The sequence below is a fragment of the Corynebacterium sp. ACRPE genome (assembly GCF_022347435.1).
Lineage (GTDB): Bacteria > Actinomycetota > Actinomycetes > Mycobacteriales > Mycobacteriaceae > Corynebacterium > Corynebacterium tuberculostearicum_D.
In genome coordinates, this window is sequence record NZ_JAKRNA010000014.1 from 41,563 (window position 1) to 58,824 (window position 17,262).

Here is a 17,262-nt window from a genome sequence, read left to right on the forward strand (position 1 = left end):
CTCCTCACCGCTATCCCTCATGGAACTCATCCTGTGGCTGCATGGTCTGTCATGGAGAGGGAAGCAATCAGGCTCTAGACAGTAAACCCTTATAAAGCTAAGGTAAGCCTATGCAAAAGAGAGACTTCACTAAAACGCGTGCGGTTATCGCACTCGTAGCCACCTTAGCCCTAGGCGTGGGCCTTGCCGCGTGTTCTTCTGATTCTTCTTCTGAAGGAAACGGAAAAAAGAAGATCGAGCGAGTTGTGGCGCTTGATTGGCGCTACGAGGAAATTCTCAAGGCCCTCGATGTGGACCCAGTGGGAATCGTGGAAATCGGTAAGTCGGAGGCACCGACCACTTTGAAAGGGCAGCTGGGGCAGGCGACCTCTGTGGGCCAGGCCAAGCAGCCGAACCTAGAGGTGATCCAGTCCTTGGAGCCGGACCTAATCCTGGCTAGCCCTACCCGTCAAGCTGATATCATGCCACAGCTGGAAGAGATTGCGCAGACGGAATCCTACCCAGATGAAACTTACTCGGACGTGCTGGACTCGATGGATGAGATCGCGGCCAAACTCGGCAAAGAGGAAAAGGCTAAAGATGTCCGTCAGCGCATCGAGGACAAGATTGCTCAGACCAAGGACACGGTAAAGCCGGGGAGTCGTGCGGTCGTGGCTGGCTGGTCCAGCGAGATGCTCTATACCTGGGTCAACCCTTCTTTCCCCCAGTCGCTACTGAGTAAAGTGGGCTATGACTATGCCTTCGAAGGCGAGAAGTCTTCTATCGAATCTAAGACTGATGTAGCGGAACTGACCGGCGATAAGCTCCCTGGAATGAAGGCTGACCGAGTCTTTATGTACAAGGACGTCGAAGCGTTTAAAAAGACGCCCTATGCCAAGGGCAGCGGTGACATCGTAGAGGTAGACCAAGATATCTGGTCGCGCGCTCGCGGGCCACTTTCCGCCGAGCATATGCTCGATGACATTATCGCCGCTGAAAAGTAGTGGCACCTCGAACTAAAGCCAGCGTCTGCTTGGTCCTTGCAACCGCTGCCGCTGCCTTTGTGTGGTGGTGGCGGCTCCGCCATGTTCAGGTGCCAGTTGATACCCCGTGGTTAGAAGAAGAGCTGCATAGCGTGGCTTTTGACCGTCTCCTTGCTACCACGGTGGTCGGTATTGCACTAGGTGTAGGTGGGTTATTGCTGCGCACGGCAACCGCGAATCCGCTCGCCGATCCGTCCATCACTGGTGTGAACTCCGGTGCGGCGCTCGGCGCAGTCGCAACCGCAATGTTTTTTGGGAGCGAAACCTCGAGCGTTGACCAGCTGCCCGGTGCGCTGCTGGGTGCGGGGATTGCTGTGGGGGTGACGGTGGGCGTCGGCAAGAGCGGTGCGATCCAGCGCATGGTACTCGTGGGCGTTGCCGTTTCCGCGCTGTGTAGCGCCTTGACCTCCATTTTTCTGGTGATAGATGAAGCTCAACTGGCGACGGTGATGTCATGGCTCTCTGGCCGGCTTGCCGGTGTACGCCTAAGCGATATTATGCCCGCGCTGGTCGCTGTGCTGGTCGTGGTTCCCTTGACCTTAGTCGGTGCAAAAACGCTGGACTTGCTCGTAGCAGGCGATGCCGTGGCCGGTGCTGTAGGCGCGAAGCCGGAGCGCATTCGGTTGGCGGCCATTGTGGCGGCGGTAGTGCTTATTGCTCCGGCCGTAGCTGCAACTGGGCCGATTGGCTTCTTGGGGTTGATGGCCGCGGCCGTAGCGTGGCGGGTGTGCGGCCCCCACCACCGCATGGGGCTGTGCGTGGCTGGAATTATTGGAGCAGCGGTGCTTTTGGTGGCCGATTCGGTTGGCCAGGCAATCTGGGTGCCGGCCGAGACCCCAGTGGGCATCGTGACTTCTTTGGCTGGCATGCCATTAGTGTTGTGGTCCGTCCATGCGCTGGGGAGGAGGAAGCATGCGGCATAAGAGATTTGTTGGGGTGCTAGTAGGACTCATCCTGGCGTTGGCGTTGAGCGCAATCATCGGCATGGGCGTCGGTGCGGTGATGAAACCGCCGGGCGAGGTGATAACCGCCTTCGTTACCGGAGAGCCGCTCATCTGGAAGTACCGCGCCCCGCGGATCTTGGTGGGAATCTGCGCGGGTATTGCCATGGCCGTTTCTGGCTGTCTATTGCAGTCCGCGCTACGCAATCCTTTGGCCGCACCAGATACGGTGGGTATTACCTCCGGCGGCGGACTCGCGGCCGTTTCGGTACTCATGGGAGCAGGCGCCCTGCCGGCCCACCTGCTGACCTTGATCGCCTTTATCGGTGCATTGGCTGGAACTGGGTTGGTTCTCCTTCTCGCCGGACGCGGGGCAAGCGATCCGGTGCGCCTGCCCCTTACCGGGGTGGCGGTATCTTTTGGGCTGGGTGCCATCACTGAACTGCTCTTGGTGCGCGCCGCGCCAGAAGCAGGAGCGGCCATGACATGGCTGAAAGGTTCGCTTTACGCCCGCTCGCTTGGCGACGCCACTATTGTTGCCCCCTTTATCCTTCTCGCCCTAACCATCGCGATGGTGGTAGCAAAACACCTGGATATGCTCGCGCTGGATGATTCCACCATGGCCGGCATCGGAGTGAGCACCAAGGCGTGGCGCCTAATAGCAGTAGCCCTGGCCGTTATCCTCGGCGCCGCGGGAGTCGCCGCGGCTGGTGTCTTGGGTTTCGCCGGGCTCATCGTCCCACATGCTGCCCGTTTGATTGTTGGTGCAAACCTGCGCCGGCAAATGCCCGTGGCGGCCCTAGGCGGCGCGGTCCTTTTGACTGTATGCGATACGTTCGGTCGCTGGGCCTTCGCTCCCACGGAAATCCCCGTTGGCGCGCTCATCGCGCTGATTGGCGCACCTTATTTCATTTTCCTATTGACTCGGCTGACCCGAGTGCGAAACGGAGGCTAGACATGACACTGACGTGTAGCGGATTAACCGTGGGCTACGGTGGCCCCGATGTGGTCAAAGATGTAAATCTGCACTTATCTAGCGGTCAAGTAACGGCTCTGATCGGGCCGAATGGCTGCGGCAAGTCGACGCTTCTCAAAACCTTGGGCCGCCAACTCACGCCCAGCGCGGGCGTGGTGTACCTCGCGGACCAAAAAATTAGTGAGTATTCCTCGCGTGCCTTTGCCCGTGAAGTTTCTTTCCTGCCACAACACCCCGCGGCTCCGGAAGGGGTACTAGTGCGCGACGTCATCGGCTACGGCCGCTATCCCTATACAGGGGCGCTAGCGACGATGCGGGCAGGAGATCATGCAGCGGTTGAGCGAGCTGCCTCGCGTGCTGGGGTGAGCGAGCTTCTCGACGTCCCCGCGGCAGACCTTTCCGGCGGTCAGCGCCAGCGTGTCTTCCTCGCTATGACTTTGGCCCAAGAAACACCAATTACCTTGCTTGATGAGCCGACTACTTACCTCGACCCCGCGCACCAATTGTCCATCTTGGATCTGATTCGAGACCTCAATGGCACCGGGGCCACAGTGGTCATGGTGGTCCACGATATGGTCCATGCCGCGCGTTACGCCGATAGAATCGTAGCCATGCGTGAGGGGCGCATTGTGGCCGAAGGGGCCACCGAGGAGGTGATGACCGCTGAACTCGTACGCGAAACCTTCCATGTTGAGTGTTTAGAGATGACTGATCCCTCCACCGGTCGACGCTTTCCCATACCCATTTCCGTGCACGCTCCTGAATTTTCTGGAACCCTAGAAGGAAGAAGATAAATCTATTTAAAGGAGTAAGTAGCAATGGCGAACGAACTAGGCCACGAGGTCGACTTGGACCGTAACGAATACAAGTACTTAGCTTCTGAGGATTCTGTGTCTTCAGCTGCTAAGTCTGACAAGTCCTCCGGGGCGGCTGCGGGTGTCGCTGCTGGTGCAGCTGCTGCGGGCGCCGCAGGCGCTGCCGGCCTGTCCAAGCCGGTCGGTAAGCCATCTGCGGACGAAGATGAGCCCACCGCAAGCAAGTATGAGCCGCAGAACCACGTTGTCGCTGGTGCGGAGGAAGAACATGTTGGCAAGGCCGCAGAGCAGCCGGACCTGCAGGAAGCGCTGGATGAGAATAACGCGGATTACGCGCCTAGCCAGCACATCGTAGGTGAGGCAAAGGAAGAGCACATTGGTTCCGCCCCACAGCAGCCGGACCTGCAGGAAGCGCTGGATGAGAACAACGCGGACTATGCACCGAGCCAGCACATCGTAGGTGAGGCAAAGGAAGAACACATTGGTTCTGCCCCACAGCAGCCAAACATTGATCTGGAAGCCTCGGGCGAGACCCCTACCTCCGTCAATGATCTGGATGTAGATCCAGAGATGTCTGGCGATGACCGCAACGAAGCAGATGACGTCACCGGCGAGGTTGGCAATGAGCGTTTGGACCAGCTGAAGGGGAAAGCATCGGAGGCAGGTAGCGCCGTAGGTGATGCCTTCCAGCGAGCGAAGGGATTCGTGGAAGACAAGGCTCACGAATACCAAGAAGAGACCACGAAGAAGGGCGGCTTCTTCGATCGCGTCAAGGGCGCCGTTCGTGATGCTCGCGAATCCATCGAGGATAAACGCAAGAATTAAATCCACGTTTGCTTCGGATTAAAGGGCCGTCTCCTTATGAGGAGGCGGCTTTTTTGATCGGAATACACTCGGCATTCGTCCGATCCATTGTGGATGCCGCAGAGGCAGAGAGGTCCTCCTTATTTGATGGGGTAGAAAAGCTGCACCTTTACTAAGGGACCCACAGGTGCTGCTTGTCAACGAACCCACGGCTGTCCTAAGGCGCTGCCGCTCCCAGTATGACCTGATGTTCAATTCCTGGTGAGCACCACAAAAAGGTGGAACGGACAGCTTAAAGGCAAGGTGGCTACAGCTATTGTTACCGCTTAGTCCAGCGCGTGGAGATATAGCCTGCTGATAAGCAGGCGCCTCGGCACGTCCACAAGGGGGCGCAGGAAGGGGAGGAAGGGCTCTGAGGCGGCGTCGATAAGCAATACCGTGCGACCATCGCGCAGACGCTCAAGGGTGAAGGTCTCCTCGCCGCGCTCGAGGTGTCCAGGGAGGGTGCCGTAGGTGAACCCGCAGCGGCCGTCTTCGTGGAAGACATCGACAACCCGGCAGCGAAAATTCAATGGCCCCAAGCCGAGGGTGACCTCCGCGCCGGGCTCAACAACATCATGGGTGGGGTGCACGCGGAAGAGACCACTGCGTTGTATTGACCAGCGGAAAAGCCGGTGTGCGGCGGTGTCAAAGTCAGCATCGATTACCCGCGACATATGCAGCTGGGGGAAGCCGGAGGTATCGGTATAAGAAAGCGGTGTGGGCATGTTCTCCATGATAGGGGAGGGGTGATCACCCCCGAATTCTGGAAGAAATATAACGGCTTGGACACAGTCACAAGAGTTTGCTGTTTCCACAATCTTTTCGTGCCAGTATCGAGCTTGCACGATGTTGACAACTGAAAGTAGGTACCTTGATGCTTCGCATTCCGCACCTTAAGAAAGTCCTGGTGGGCTCGGCTTTCGCTGGTGCGTTTTTCCTGGGTTCCCCGGCCGCAGGCGCCCAGGAAATGCCCCAACCGGATTTTGACTCCGCAGGGATTATTAACCAGGTCCGCGATGACCTAGCGGGGATCGGCATCCAGACCCCGCAGGTGGATAAAAATGTTACCGATGCTGTAGATGCTTCTGTACGCAATGCACAGGACGTGGCACAGCAGCATGCGCAGTACGCGGAGCCGCTGACTAATCCGAATCCCATCGGCCTAGCGGAGCAGGCTACCCAGCCGGAGTTTAAGCCGAAGGGCACCAATCCGAACTATAAGTGGAAAAATGATGGATTTTCCAAGGTAGCCGCGGGAAAGCCACAGGCTGATTACGTCCTACACCGTGTGCCGGGTTCCATGTTTGATGCCCCACGCATTCCAGAAGAGTCTGTTGCAGCCATGAATCAGGGTGAGTCCCTCTATGGTCCAGGTACCCCGCTCTACGTCAATGACACGACGATGTGTACTCTGACCGCGGCGGGCAACGATAGTGGCGGTCGCAAGGTGGGGCTGACCGCTGGCCACTGCGGCAATGTGGGTGACCCAGTTACCTCCGCTGATTCGGAGCAAATCGGCCCGACGGGCACCGTGGTGTCTAAGAACGAGGACTTGGACTACGCCGTCATTGAGTTCGGCTCCAAGGCTACGGTGTCCCGTTCCTACAATGGCGTAACCGTCAATGAACTAGGCGGTGGCGTCAAGCCGGGCCAGCAGGTGTGCAAGCAGGGGGTTGCCACCGGCAAGACCTGCGGCATTACCTATCAGCAGGCAAAGAAGATTCAGGTAAACCAAGTTTGCGCCATGATGGGTGATTCTGGTGCGCCGTTGCTTGTCAATGGCCGACTCATTGGTTCCATTTCCGGTGGATTCCTGCCGGTGAATTTCCCGTGCCGTACCCCATTGCAGGGGCCGGTTCATAACCCGACCGCTGCCACCAATATGGATGCGGTTTTGGCGGATATAAACCGCCGCGATGGCGTAGGTGCCGGTTTCACGCTGCCTGAAGACTAGTTGTACTGAGCCATTCGCCCGCTCCCCGCCTTGGGGAGCGGGCTTTTTGCGTCGCTGGCCGGTGCTGATAATCACAACTAATCGGCTCTTGTGTGAAATGCTTGCGCGGACTAAGGTTAGCCTTATCTAGTAGCTACTTAGGTGTGGCTAATCACACGGCAGAAGCCGGCCTAAAAGAACCGAGGTAACCGCGCGATGTTGCAGCTGTCCCTATTATCCCGTACCCGGCGCCAACCGAGATGTGAAAAATCCGAGTGCCTGCGCGCCGATCAGGCGCCGGTGGACGCTTTGGTGGAACTTCCTGAGTGCTGCTTGCAGCATGCCATCGACGAGCAGCCGGCGCTGGCACTGCGTTTGCGGGAATTAGGTTTCCGCCCGGGTGCGCGCGTACAGATTGGCCGCAAGGTAGCCGGCGGCGCCCGCTTAGTTACCGTAGGCACCGCCCGCTATGCAGTGGATGCGGCTACACTACGTCAGCTCGAAGTCATCCCGGTGGCAGCATAATGGCACGGAAAACCGCTGCGCCGAGCTGTCACTCCACCTCCTCCATGCGTATTGCGAAGGAAGGAACGCCGGTCCTCGCATTGGTTGGGGCTCCAAATTCCGGTAAATCAACCTTGTTCAATGCGCTCACTGGAGCGAAGGTGCAAACCTGAAATTGGCCGGGCACTTCCGTTGAGATAAGCCGTGGCTTGTGGGATGCGCAGCCAGAGGCCTTTGACATCATTGATCTCCCCGGTGCGTATTCATTGGATCCAATGAGCCCAGACGAGGAATTTACCCGGGATATGCTCGTGGAGGCCCCGCCGTGTGAGCGCCCAGATGTGGTGGTAGTGCTCGTGGATGCCACTGCGCCGGCGCGCGGACTGAACCTGGCCTTCCAGATCGCGGAGCACCCGTACCGGGTAGTGATTGGGGTGACCAAGGAAGACATCGCCAAGCAGCAGGGCGTAAGCATTGATGCGGCCGCGCTTTCACGCGCGGTGGGCATGTCAGTGGTGAGCGTGAACGGTCGGCGGCGCGAAAACTTAGATGCGCTCGAAGGCGCCGTTGCCCGCGCAATGCGTACCGAGCCGCGAACCATCCGGCCCAATGCCGACTTAGACCAGCGCTTTGCGGATTTGGATGCGGCGGAAAAGGCTGCCGTTTCGCGAACGGACGCCGGCGAACCGCTCAGCCAGCGCATAGACCGCGTGGTATTGCACCCAGTGCTCGGTCCGATTCTATTTCTAGCGGTGATGTGGGCCGTCTTCTTCATCACCACTACTGTCGCGGGTCCACTACAGGACGGATTGGAAGCATTTATCACCGGTCCGGTCTCCGATGGCGCGCGCAGCGTCCTGCCGGAACACTGGTTGGTCTCGGGCTTAGTAGTCGATGGCCTTATCGGCGGGGTGGGCATGGTGCTCACTTTCGCGCCGCTTCTTGCCCTGATGTTCCTGTGCCTGGCTGTGCTGGAGGATTCCGGTTATATGGCTCGCGCGGCCGTGGTTACGGACCGCGTCATGCGCACCATTGGCCTGCCAGGCAAGGCCTTTATACCTATCGTGGTGGGCTATGGCTGCAATGTTCCGGCAATCTCGGCTACGCGCGTGCTTGGCGACGTCCGCCATCGCATTCTCACCTGCCTGCTTATTCCCTTCACCTCCTGTTCGGCGCGCCTTATCGTATTTATGATGCTGGCCCAGGTCTTTTTCCCTGCTCATGCCGGTTCCGCGGTCTTTGTCATGTACGTGCTCTCCATAGCGCTGGTGGTGATAGTGGGGCTCGCGCTGCGCCGCAAGGTGTGGCGAGCCATGCCTGCCGAAGCCCTCGTTATTGACCTTCTGGCCTATCAGCTGCCCACGTTTAGACTCACCATCTCAGTAATGTGGGTGCGCCTCAAGGGCTTCTTGCATACCGCAGGCGGCATCATCGTGGCCACGGTGGTAGTCATCTGGCTGCTCATGTCCATTTCGGTCACCGGCGGGCACTCCTTTAACGAAGAGGCAGTGCCGCCACAGGATTCCGCCTATGGGGCTGTTGCTCAGGCAATGTCTCCCGTCTTTGCCCCGGCAGGCTTTGATTCTTGGTCTCTAACCGGCCCTTTGGTTACCGGATTTGTGGCCAAGGAAACCCTCATTTCTACGTGGGCACAGACCTACGCGGTCGAAGACGTCACTGACGATGCACCGGAAGAGCAAGCAGAATCCCCCTTGGCCAGCCATATCCGCGCTGATTTTGATGCGGCCTCTGGCGGGCACGGGCTCGCGGCAGTATGGGCGTACATGGTATTCCTGTTGGCCTATACCCCGTGCGTGGCCACGGTAGCCGCGCAGCGGCGAGAAATAGGTTGGAAGTGGACACTCATCGGCTTCGCCCTACAGCTCGCCACCGCCTGGATCTTGGCGGTAGCTGTCTTTCAAGTCCTCAAGGTCTTCCTATGAGCCCCACGGAGCAGGTAAAAGAGGCCATTACACAGGGAAATTCCAGCCCGGCCGAGATTGCGAAAGCAACTGGGTTAGGGCAGGGGACCGTTGAAATCATCCTTGCCCACCTTGAGCGCAGTGCAGAGTTGGTGCGGGAATCGCTTACCATGTGCCCCACCGGCGGCTGCGGCAGTTGCGCGCAGGCAGGGGGATGTTCTGGAGCAGCGGTGAAGCGCCGCGGTCCGGTGCTGCTCCAGCTGCGGAGAAGACCCTAGCCCTGTAGCGCGGCGAGGGCGTGTTTATGAAGCAGTCCGTTGGAGGCTACGCCGGATCCGCCATGCGGTCCGGGGTTTCCTTCAAGGTCAGTGAAAGTACCGCCGGCCTCGGTCACGATGAGGGAGGGCGCGGCGAGGTCCCACAGGGAAACCTCCGGCTCGGCGGCGATGTCTACTGCGCCTTCGGCCACAAGGCAATAGGACCAGAAATCACCGTAGCCGCGCAGGCGCCACGTCTTATCGGTCAGCTCGAGGAATTTATCACGCAGGCCGCGTTCGGCCCATCCGGTCAGCGAGCTCATTGCCAGAGAAGAATCGGCGAGTTTTTCCACGTGGGAAACGCCCAAGCGCTTCGGCTCACCGCCGAATACGCGGAAAGCACCGGCACCTTTGGCCGCGTACCAGCGGCGGCGCAGGGCAGGGGCGGAAACGACAGATACTACCGGCTCGCCGTCTTCCAAGAGGGAAATGAGCGTGGCCCAGACAGGCACGCCCCGTACGAAGTTCTTGGTGCCATCGATGGGATCGATGACCCACTGGCGGCCCTTGTAGCAGGCTTCGCCGCCGTATTCCTCGCCTAGCACTTCATCGCGCGGGCGGGAGCGCTTGAGAGATTCGCGGATCTGCTTCTCACAGGTGAGATCTGCATCCGATACAGGAGACATATCCGGCTTTTCCTTGACAGAAAGATCGGCGGCCTCGAAACGATGCATGGTCACCACATCGGCATGGCCCGCCAGCTCGAGCGCGAGACCCAAGTCTTCTTTGAACTTACCCACGGAGCCAATCCTCCATCTGATCCACTACCTGTTTATTGCCGGCCAAGCACCATTCGACGCCGCCGGCCTCTACCTTGCGGGCAGCACCGCCGGCCGCCTCCACGAGGGCTTTGCCGGGGAACCAATCCCAATCCGCCACCGAATGCTGCATCCATGCGCCCCATGTGCCATCGGCCACGGAGGACAGGTCAACAGAACCGGCACCGAGCATACGGACTGTAGCAAAGTTTTCCGCCACGCGCTGCCATGCCCCGCGGATATCCGCATCCACCAGCGAGGTTGGGTGCAGATACGTGGATAGTGAAATCTGCTCGGCCGGCTTCTCCTCTAGACGAGCCACCTCTTTCCCGTCGAGGGAAGTGGGGTAGTCGCGGCCGCCGAACCAGGTATAGCCCATGGCGGGGCGGTGGACGGCGCCGAGGGTGATCCCGGTGGCGTCGGTAAGCGCGAGCGCAGAGCACCAATAGTCGGAGCCGGAAGAGAAATTGTAGGTGCCATCGACCGGGTCAATGACCCAGGTGCGGCCGGACTGGGACTCGCGGGCCGCACCCTCTTCGCCGAGGATGCCGTCTTCCGGACGCACGGCCTCGAGCACGCCCGCAACGAAGCGCTCGGCCGCCCGGTCCGCATCCGTAACAACGTCCGAGATAGAAGTCTTTTGCTCTACGTCGACGCCCATCTCGCGCAAGCGCCAGGCCAGGCGGCCGGCGTTATAGACAAGGGCCTGCGCAAGGTGCGCATCCCCGTCATCCGCGTGCGCGACAATGAAGGTCTTGATGACCGCGTCGATCATCTCCTGCAAGCTCGGCTTTTGATCCATGCCCACCATTGTCACCCTAAACGCGGCCGATGGCTAATTATGCCGGCCGGGTGGGTAGGATTGGGGCCTATGCGTCCCGAAGTAACAGCACGGCTCAAGCAATTGGAAACCACCCTGACCACCATCGAGAAGGTCATGGACCCGGAGGCTTTGGCTGCCCGCATTCGGGAACTAGAGGCCCAAGCCGGCGACCCATCCCTGTGGGATGACCCCGCCCACGCGCAACAGATCACCTCCGAGCTTTCCGCAGCGCAGGCCAAGGTCCGCAAGTTGGAATCGCTGCGCGGGCGCTTAGAGGACATGCCCGTGATGTACGAACTCGCGGAAGAAGAGGGCGATACCTCCCTGGCGGATGATGAGCTCGATTCCTTGGAGTCTGCCATCGAATCGCTGGAGGTCACCACCATGCTTTCTGGTGAGTATGACCCGCGTGAGGCGGTTATCAATATCCGCTCCGGTGCCGGCGGTGTGGACGCGGCCGACTGGGCCGAAATGCTCATGCGCATGTACACGCGCTGGGCGGAAAAGCACGGCCACAAGGTTGATGTCTATGACATCTCCTATGCGGAGGAGGCCGGTATCAAGTCCGCGACCTTTGTCGTCCACGGTGAATACATGTACGGTCAGCTCTCCGTGGAGCAGGGAGCGCACCGCCTGGTGCGCATCTCGCCCTTTGATAACCAAGGGCGGCGCCAGACCTCCTTCGCCGAGGTAGAGGTGCTTCCGGTGGTGGAGCAGACTGACTCGATTGAGGTGCCGGATTCAGAGGTGCGCGTCGATGTCTATCGTTCTTCTGGTCCGGGCGGCCAGTCTGTCAATACCACCGACTCGGCGGTGCGCCTGACCCACATTCCCACCGGCATTGTGGTGACCTGCCAGAACGAAAAGTCGCAGATTCAAAATAAGGCCTCGGCCATGCGCGTGCTGCAGGCAAAGCTACTGGAACGCAAGCGCCAAGAGGAACAAGCTGAGCTCGATGCGTTGGGCGCCGGTGGCAACGCCTCTTGGGGCAATCAGATGCGCTCCTACGTGCTGCACCCGTATCAGATGGTCAAAGACTTACGCACCAATTTTGAGGTGGGCGATCCCTCCAAGGTGCTCGATGGCGATATCGATGGCTTCCTTGAATCCGGCATCCGCTGGCGTATGCAGCAACAAGAAGACCAAGATTAGGTCCATACTGATCGGGCTGAATTGAACGCAAAAAGGCCGAACTGAGGGGAGAAAATCCTCAGTTCGGCCTGATCTCTATGGACCTAACCCGCGTAGTCCATCGGCGCGCCCGGTCCCAGCGGGATGCCGATGAGGTACCAAATGACGAAGAAGGCGAACCAGCCCACCAGCATGCACAGTGAGTAGGGCAGCGCCAGTGACATCAAAGTACCCACGCCTGCTGGCTTGTAATAGCGCTGCAGGAAGGTCAACGCCAAGGCGAAGTAAGGCGACATTGGGGTGATGATATTTGTCGGGGAGTCACCGATACGGAAGAGCATCTGGGAGACCTCAGGCGAGACGCCCACGTACATCATCATCGGTACGATGACCGGGGCCATCAGGGCCCACTGGGCGGAACCGGAGGTGATGAAGAGGTTGAGCAGTGCGACCATGGCCACCAGTGCCGCAAACATCACTAGCGGCGGCAGGGACCAGTGTTGGAGCAGCTCGGAGCCCTTAATCGCGGTCCACACGCCCAAGTTTGACCACTCGAACCAGGCCAGGAACTGTGCCACCGCGAAGAAGAGGACCAGCATCGGAACGAGGGTCTCGATGCCCTTGGCCATAAACTCCGGTACATCAGCAAAAGACTTCACGGTGCCTGCTGCTAGGCCGTAGACGATGCCGCATACCAAAAATGCCAAGGCGATCGGCACCGCGATCGCGCTAATGAGTGGCGACTCCATGAAGCTATCCCCTTGGCTCGCCAGCGGGGAGTCGGGGATAAAGAGCAGGGCAAAGAAGGCGGCAAGGAAGAGCAGGAGCGCGATGCCGGAAGCAATCAGACCGCGCTGCTCGTTGGGCTTGATGCGCATCGCCTCTTCATCATCGGTGAAGTCGTATTCTTCCTCTTCCCCGTCCTCGTTGGACGAGCCGCCGGCGGCTTTGGAAAAAGAGACTTCTTCGTAATTGATGTGGTCATGGTCCACCAATTCGCGAGCCTTTTTCACCATGAGGAATTCCGTGACCGCGGTAATGATGAGGGAGAGCACCACGGCAGAAGGGATGACAAAGAAGATATTGGCCAGTGGGCTGACCTCATATTCTGGGGCCACAAACTGCGCGGCCGGGGTGGAAATACCCGCGAGCAGGAGGTCGGTGATATTCAGAATCAGCGAGGCATTAAAGCCGGCAGACGATGCCGCAAAGGCCACCATCGCGCCCACGATGGGGGAGCGACCCACGGCGTGGAAGGCCATTGCGCCCAGCGGGATCAGGATGACGTAAATGGCATCAGAGGCCACGGAGCCGGTCACGCCGGCCAGTGCCACCACGAAGGTCAGCATCTTGGCGCTGACCTTGGTCACCATCGCGCGCACCAACGCGGAAAGCAGGCCAGACTGCTCCGCCACGGCCACGCCGAGCATCACGGCAAGGATGACGCCGAGCGGCGGGAAGCTGGTGAAGTTCTCCACTGCATCAGTAACCATGCGTGAGATATTCTCGGTGGTCAGCAGGGATTCTACTTCGATGGTCTCGCCGGTCTTGGGGTCCTCAGCGGTCATGCCAATGAGGTGCCCCAGCCACGAGGTCACAGCGACTATGGCTGCGAGGATGACGAAGAGCCAGAATGGATCCGGCAGCTTATTGCCAATCTTTTCTACAGTGCCCAGGAAGCCGCTTGCAGAACGTGGTTTTTCTTTAGTTTCGGTTTCGGCCATTGTATCGGCACTTCCTGTCGATCGGTCGGAACAAATTAGTGTCTTAGACCACATTACTTAAATACAGTTCACAGCGTGGTGTCAACTTTAGTTGCTACAGTGATTCGCGTGATTAGATTCGACAACGTGACTAAGGCTTACTCCGCCGAGTCTCGCCCAGCGCTCGATGGGGTGTCCTTCGAGATTGCGGATGGCGAATTCGCCTTCCTCATCGGCCCGTCCGGCTCCGGTAAGTCCACCTTCCTGGAGCTCATGGTGCGCTATAGCAACGTGACCAAGGGTGATATTTATTTCGATGATTTCCACGTCAATGAGCTTTCCGGCAAGCAGATCAACGCGCTGCGCCAGTCCATTGGCTATGTCTTCCAGGACTTCCGCCTGCTTCCCAAGTTGACGGTATATCAAAACGTGGCCTTTGCGCTGGAGGTTATTGGCAAGAGCAAGTACCGCATCTCCACCTCGGTCCCGCAGGTCTTGGATCTGGTGGGCCTAGAGGATCGCCGCGATGCGTATCCGCACGAGCTTTCCGGTGGCGAGCAGCAGCGCGTGGCCATCGCGCGCGCGGTGGTCAATCGGCCGAAGCTGCTGCTTGCCGACGAACCCACGGGCAACCTCGATCCCTCCACCGCCGACGAGATCATGGACTTGCTGCTGGGCATCAACCGCCGTGGCACCACCGTGGTCATGTCCACCCACAACGCCCGCGCCGTCAACAAGGCCCGCAAGCGTGTCCTGGAGCTGCGCAACGGAGTCCTCGTGCGCGATGAGCACGAGGCGATGTACGAGGGGGAAGCATGAAGCTAGGTTTTATTTTCCGCGAGGCTACCAAGGGTCTTGGCCGCAACCTGACCATGACCATCGCCATGATTATTACCACCGCCATTGCGGTAGGCCTCGTCGTCGCCGGCATCATGGTGACCAACCTGACCAAGGACACCAAGGAAATCTATCTCGACCGCGTCGAGGTCATGGTGCAGCTCAATGAGGATATTTCCGCTGGTGACCCGGACTGCTTAACCCCGGCCTGCGCGGATCTCCAGGGCCAGCTCGACGCGGATGATTCCGTCGAGTCCGTGGAATACCGCAACCGCGCGGAATCCTATGAGCGGTTCAAGGAGCTTTTCCAAGACACCGATCCCGTCATGGTGGAACAAACCTCGCCTGATGCGCTGCCGGCAGCGTTCCACGTGCGCCTGAAGGATCCAGAAGACGCTTCTGCGATCGATGCGATTCGGGATAATCCGGCGGTAGAGGATGTCGTCGACCAGCAGCAAGAAGTGCGCGATGCCGCAAGCAACCTGGATTCTATCCGCAATGCCACCTTCGTGCTGGCCATCGTGATGTCCGTGGCGGCCATCTTCTTGGTGGCCAATATGGTGCAGATCGCCGCGTTCCACCGCACCCGCGAAACGGAAATCATGCGCATGGTGGGCGCGAGCCGGTGGATGACGCAGGCTCCATTCGTCATGGAAGCAGTCCTGGCCTCGCTCATCGGCGTGGTCTTGGGTGGCGCCGGGATTTTTCTGGGCAAATCCCAAGTGGTAGACCCGTCCCTGCAGGGACTTTATGAATCCCAGCTGCTGGCTCCTATGAAGTCCGGCGACCTCTGGATTGCCCTGCCTCTCGTTGGCCTCCTGGCGCTGGTGGTTACCGCCATCACGGCCCATATCACCCTGCGGTCCTATGTGCGCAAATAGTCTGTTTGCCGGGCCAGTCAAAAGGGCACTACACTGGCATAACTATGGCTAAGAAGGGCAAGAAAAACAAGAAGGCGGCATCCGGCGAAGCAACGCTCGCTACCAACCGCCGGGCCCGGCATGACTACAAGATCCTCGAGGAAATCGAGTGTGGCATCGTCCTGCTCGGCACCGAGATCAAATCCCTGCGGGAGGGAAAAATCTCGCTCAATGATGCCTTCGCCACCATCGACGATGGCGAGGTATACCTGCGCAACCTGCACATTCCGGAATATTCCATGGGCTCGTGGACGAACCACAGCCCGCGGCGCACCCGCAAGCTTTTGCTGCACCGCCGCGAGATCGACAAGCTCTACGGGCAGGTGCGCAACGGCAATAAGACCTTGGTCCCGCTCAAGGTCTACCTCAAGAATGGCTACGCGAAGCTTTCGCTCGCGCTGGCCCAAGGTAAGCAGGACTACGACAAGCGAGAGGATATTAAGCGTCGCGACCAAGACCGCGAAATTTCCCGCGAGCTCGGCCGCCGCGTGAAGGGCATCAATGTTTAAGACGGCGAAGGTTCACGACGTAGTAAAGGGCGAGGACACCATCCATGGCACTGGGGTGCTGGTGGATCGGATGTGGCCCCGGGGCGTCGCCAAGAGTGACTTGGCCTACGACGAGTGGTTCAAGGACGTCGCGCCGAGCCCCGAGCTGCGCAAGTGGTGGAATCACGACGAGGAGCGCTTCGACGAGTTTGCCCGCCGTTACAAGGCCGAGCTCGATGACAATGACTCCGAGGAGCTCGCCCAATTGCGTGCGCTTGCCGACGCCACCCTCCTCTTCGCCGCCGCCAACCGCACGGTCAACCATGCGGTAGTCCTCAAGGAATGGTTAGAGGAGCACTTGAGGAAATAAAAGCGGGTGGGGTAGTGTTGAACGAACCGTAGGGAAGATGCACTATCCCGTCCCTACAGCATGGGGTTGATTTGGTTTCGACTTCGTGCACTGCGCCAGGGGAAGCGTGCCGGTGCAGGCTAACGACCACCGTATAAGCGTCGTAGCAACCAATAAACGCAGAGAAGAACTCTCAGCGTGACTACGCCCTCGCTGCCTAAATACAGCGACGCGTGTCTGTCAGCCTAGGTTTCGTTCCTGACCTAGATCCTGGCATCGACTAAGGAACTAGCCGGCTGGCCGGGTCATCAGGACCAGTCGGGACTCTTACTGGTGACTGGTCCCATCATCCGGACGTGTTCGCCCGATCCGGAGGGCCGAGCAGAGATTCTGTGCGGACTGCGCACGGAGAAGCCCTGGCAAGGTGACGAAGGACCCGGGTTCAATTCCCGGCAGCTCCACCGATAGGCCCCCGAGAAATCGGGGGCCTTTTTCCATGCAATGGCTTTTAGATCTGCGAACCCTCTCCTGCAGCACTGAGAGGAGGCAATCTCGCAGTGGAGTTGGGGGCCTTCTATACGGCTTAAGTCGCCCACCGAATCCTGCCTTCTGGCGCGGAGTAGTCGGCATGTAGTGCGGGAAAGCTCCGAAAAATCCGACCTGTGCTGGGGATTTGTCATTGTTGGAGGGGTTGGACTACATTAATCGAAGTCGCCGCGAGGTAGCCGGGAGGTTACTTTTGAGCGAATTTCGTACGGACTTGGTTCAAGGATTTGACAGGGTTCATTGAGTTGAGTAAGTTTGTACGAGCCGCCAACGAGAGGTTAACGGTAGGTTAATTTTTTTGTGGTGTGCGGATGATGTTTGAGAACTCAATAGTGTGCCAATGTACTTTTTATTTTTTGTGTGCATGGTTGTGTGTTGATTGGTTTGTCTGCCAATAGACCTAGGTGGTTTGTTGGTTGGTGTGTGCCGGT

General features: G+C 59.0%; 17 protein-coding genes, 1 other RNA gene and 1 pseudogene. 15 read left to right on the forward strand and 4 right to left on the reverse strand.

Annotated features, from left to right (window positions below; all coding sequences use genetic code 11):
* Window positions 1-110 precede the first annotated feature (110 nt).
* Genes MHY13_RS08065 through MHY13_RS08085 form a run of 5 tightly spaced genes read left to right on the forward strand, consistent with a single transcriptional unit; the run spans window position 111 to window position 4,579 of the window.
* Window positions 111-983 (forward strand): ABC transporter substrate-binding protein, encoded by an 873-nt coding sequence (locus MHY13_RS08065; RefSeq protein ID WP_239282757.1) that lies wholly within the window; start codon window positions 111-113, stop codon window positions 981-983.
* A gap of 29 nt (window positions 984-1,012) precedes the next feature.
* Window positions 1,013-1,945, forward strand: a complete 933-nt coding sequence (locus MHY13_RS08070) for an iron ABC transporter permease (RefSeq protein ID WP_239282759.1) — start codon at window positions 1,013-1,015, stop codon at window positions 1,943-1,945.
* Window positions 1,935-2,918 (forward strand): iron ABC transporter permease, encoded by a 984-nt coding sequence (locus tag MHY13_RS08075; RefSeq protein WP_239282761.1) that lies wholly within the window; start codon window positions 1,935-1,937, stop codon window positions 2,916-2,918. Before MHY13_RS08070 ends, MHY13_RS08075 begins: the two co-directional genes overlap by 11 nt.
* A gap of 2 nt (window positions 2,919-2,920) precedes the next feature.
* The gene (locus MHY13_RS08080; RefSeq protein WP_239282763.1) at window positions 2,921-3,733 is read left to right on the forward strand and encodes an ABC transporter ATP-binding protein; all 813 of its coding nucleotides are present in this window, start codon (window positions 2,921-2,923) and stop codon (window positions 3,731-3,733) included.
* 24 nt (window positions 3,734-3,757) lie between these two features.
* Window positions 3,758-4,579: a kinesin gene (locus tag MHY13_RS08085; RefSeq protein WP_239282765.1), complete on the forward strand. Its 822-nt coding sequence runs from the start codon at window positions 3,758-3,760 to the stop codon at window positions 4,577-4,579.
* A gap of 305 nt (window positions 4,580-4,884) precedes the next feature.
* On the opposite strand, the gene MHY13_RS08090 is transcribed toward MHY13_RS08085, so the two are convergent.
* Window positions 4,885-5,325, reverse strand: a complete 441-nt coding sequence (locus MHY13_RS08090) for a DUF1990 family protein (RefSeq protein WP_239282767.1) — start codon at window positions 5,323-5,325, stop codon at window positions 4,885-4,887.
* A gap of 149 nt (window positions 5,326-5,474) precedes the next feature.
* On the opposite strand from MHY13_RS08090, the gene MHY13_RS08095 reads away from it, so the two are divergent.
* From MHY13_RS08095 to MHY13_RS08110, 4 genes and pseudogenes are all read left to right on the forward strand, one after another.
* Window positions 5,475-6,554 carry a S1 family peptidase gene (locus MHY13_RS08095; protein ID WP_239282769.1) on the forward strand — a complete coding sequence of 360 codons (1,080 nt, stop codon included), beginning with the start codon at window positions 5,475-5,477 and terminating at the stop codon, window positions 6,552-6,554.
* Window positions 6,555-6,749: 195 nt separating this feature from the next.
* Window positions 6,750-7,058, forward strand: coding sequence for a FeoA family protein (locus tag MHY13_RS08100; protein WP_239282771.1), 309 nt, complete (start codon window positions 6,750-6,752; stop codon window positions 7,056-7,058).
* Window positions 7,058-8,980, forward strand: a pseudogene (gene feoB / locus MHY13_RS08105) (ferrous iron transport protein B). Before MHY13_RS08100 ends, feoB begins: the two are co-directional and overlap by 1 nt.
* On the forward strand, window positions 8,977-9,237 hold the full coding sequence (locus tag MHY13_RS08110; protein WP_239282773.1) for a MarR family transcriptional regulator: 261 nt from the start codon (window positions 8,977-8,979) through the stop codon (window positions 9,235-9,237). The pseudogene feoB and the gene MHY13_RS08110 overlap by 4 nt, the downstream one beginning before the upstream one ends.
* Here the strand turns inward: MHY13_RS08110 and hisN are convergent.
* Entirely contained in the window at window positions 9,234-10,016 is a 783-nt protein-coding gene (gene hisN, locus MHY13_RS08115; protein WP_239282775.1) for a histidinol-phosphatase, read from the reverse strand. The two genes, MHY13_RS08110 and hisN, sit on opposite strands and share 4 nt — an antisense overlap.
* Entirely contained in the window at window positions 10,009-10,845 is an 837-nt protein-coding gene (locus tag MHY13_RS08120; RefSeq protein WP_005322319.1) for an inositol monophosphatase family protein, read from the reverse strand. Before MHY13_RS08120 ends, hisN begins: the two co-directional genes overlap by 8 nt.
* 60 nt (window positions 10,846-10,905) lie before the next feature.
* On the opposite strand from MHY13_RS08120, the gene prfB reads away from it, so the two are divergent.
* Window positions 10,906-12,009 (forward strand): peptide chain release factor 2, encoded by a 1,104-nt coding sequence (gene prfB, locus MHY13_RS08125; RefSeq protein WP_239282780.1) that lies wholly within the window; start codon window positions 10,906-10,908, stop codon window positions 12,007-12,009.
* Between the two features lie 83 nt (window positions 12,010-12,092).
* Here prfB and MHY13_RS08130 read toward each other — a convergent pair whose 3' ends face one another.
* Window positions 12,093-13,712 (reverse strand): AbgT family transporter, encoded by a 1,620-nt coding sequence (locus MHY13_RS08130; protein ID WP_239282787.1) that lies wholly within the window; start codon window positions 13,710-13,712, stop codon window positions 12,093-12,095.
* A gap of 108 nt (window positions 13,713-13,820) precedes the next feature.
* On the opposite strand from MHY13_RS08130, the gene ftsE reads away from it, so the two are divergent.
* The 5 genes from ftsE (at window position 13,821) to ssrA (ending at window position 16,749) form a co-directional block, all read left to right on the forward strand.
* Window positions 13,821-14,510: a cell division ATP-binding protein FtsE gene (gene ftsE / locus MHY13_RS08135; RefSeq protein ID WP_239282789.1), complete on the forward strand. Its 690-nt coding sequence runs from the start codon at window positions 13,821-13,823 to the stop codon at window positions 14,508-14,510.
* Entirely contained in the window at window positions 14,507-15,409 is a 903-nt protein-coding gene (gene ftsX / locus MHY13_RS08140; protein WP_239282791.1) for a permease-like cell division protein FtsX, read from the forward strand. The genes ftsE and ftsX overlap by 4 nt, the downstream gene beginning before the upstream one ends.
* Before the next feature lie 44 nt (window positions 15,410-15,453).
* Complete coding sequence (smpB, locus tag MHY13_RS08145) at window positions 15,454-15,957, forward strand: SsrA-binding protein SmpB (protein WP_239282793.1); 504 nt, start codon at window positions 15,454-15,456, stop codon at window positions 15,955-15,957.
* Window positions 15,950-16,306, forward strand: coding sequence for a DUF488 domain-containing protein (locus MHY13_RS08150; RefSeq protein ID WP_239282795.1), 357 nt, complete (start codon window positions 15,950-15,952; stop codon window positions 16,304-16,306). Before smpB ends, MHY13_RS08150 begins: the two co-directional genes overlap by 8 nt.
* A 62-nt stretch (window positions 16,307-16,368) precedes the next feature.
* Window positions 16,369-16,749: a transfer-messenger RNA gene (gene ssrA, locus MHY13_RS08155) on the forward strand.
* Window positions 16,750-17,262: the final 513 nt, after the last annotated feature.

Excerpts from the sequence above, each read along its gene's own strand:
- MHY13_RS08065 (WP_239282757.1), top strand. The coding sequence starts at position 111 with ATGCAAAAGAGAGACTTCACTAAAACGCGTGCGGTTATCGCACTCGTA.
- MHY13_RS08075 (WP_239282761.1), top strand. The coding sequence starts at position 1,935 with ATGCGGCATAAGAGATTTGTTGGGGTGCTAGTAGGACTCATCCTGGCG.
- MHY13_RS08080 (WP_239282763.1), top strand. The coding sequence starts at position 2,921 with ATGACACTGACGTGTAGCGGATTAACCGTGGGCTACGGTGGCCCCGAT.
- MHY13_RS08085 (WP_239282765.1), top strand. The coding sequence starts at position 3,758 with ATGGCGAACGAACTAGGCCACGAGGTCGACTTGGACCGTAACGAATAC.
- MHY13_RS08090 (WP_239282767.1), bottom strand. The coding sequence starts at position 5,325 with ATGCCCACACCGCTTTCTTATACCGATACCTCCGGCTTCCCCCAGCTG.
- MHY13_RS08095 (WP_239282769.1), top strand. The coding sequence starts at position 5,475 with ATGCTTCGCATTCCGCACCTTAAGAAAGTCCTGGTGGGCTCGGCTTTC.
- MHY13_RS08100 (WP_239282771.1), top strand. The coding sequence starts at position 6,750 with ATGTTGCAGCTGTCCCTATTATCCCGTACCCGGCGCCAACCGAGATGT.
- MHY13_RS08110 (WP_239282773.1), top strand. The coding sequence starts at position 8,977 with ATGAGCCCCACGGAGCAGGTAAAAGAGGCCATTACACAGGGAAATTCC.
- MHY13_RS08120 (WP_005322319.1), bottom strand. The coding sequence starts at position 10,845 with ATGGTGGGCATGGATCAAAAGCCGAGCTTGCAGGAGATGATCGACGCG.
- prfB (WP_239282780.1), top strand. The coding sequence starts at position 10,906 with ATGCGTCCCGAAGTAACAGCACGGCTCAAGCAATTGGAAACCACCCTG.
- MHY13_RS08130 (WP_239282787.1), bottom strand. The coding sequence starts at position 13,712 with ATGGCCGAAACCGAAACTAAAGAAAAACCACGTTCTGCAAGCGGCTTC.
- ftsX (WP_239282791.1), top strand. The coding sequence starts at position 14,507 with ATGAAGCTAGGTTTTATTTTCCGCGAGGCTACCAAGGGTCTTGGCCGC.
- smpB (WP_239282793.1), top strand. The coding sequence starts at position 15,454 with ATGGCTAAGAAGGGCAAGAAAAACAAGAAGGCGGCATCCGGCGAAGCA.
- MHY13_RS08150 (WP_239282795.1), top strand. The coding sequence starts at position 15,950 with ATGTTTAAGACGGCGAAGGTTCACGACGTAGTAAAGGGCGAGGACACC.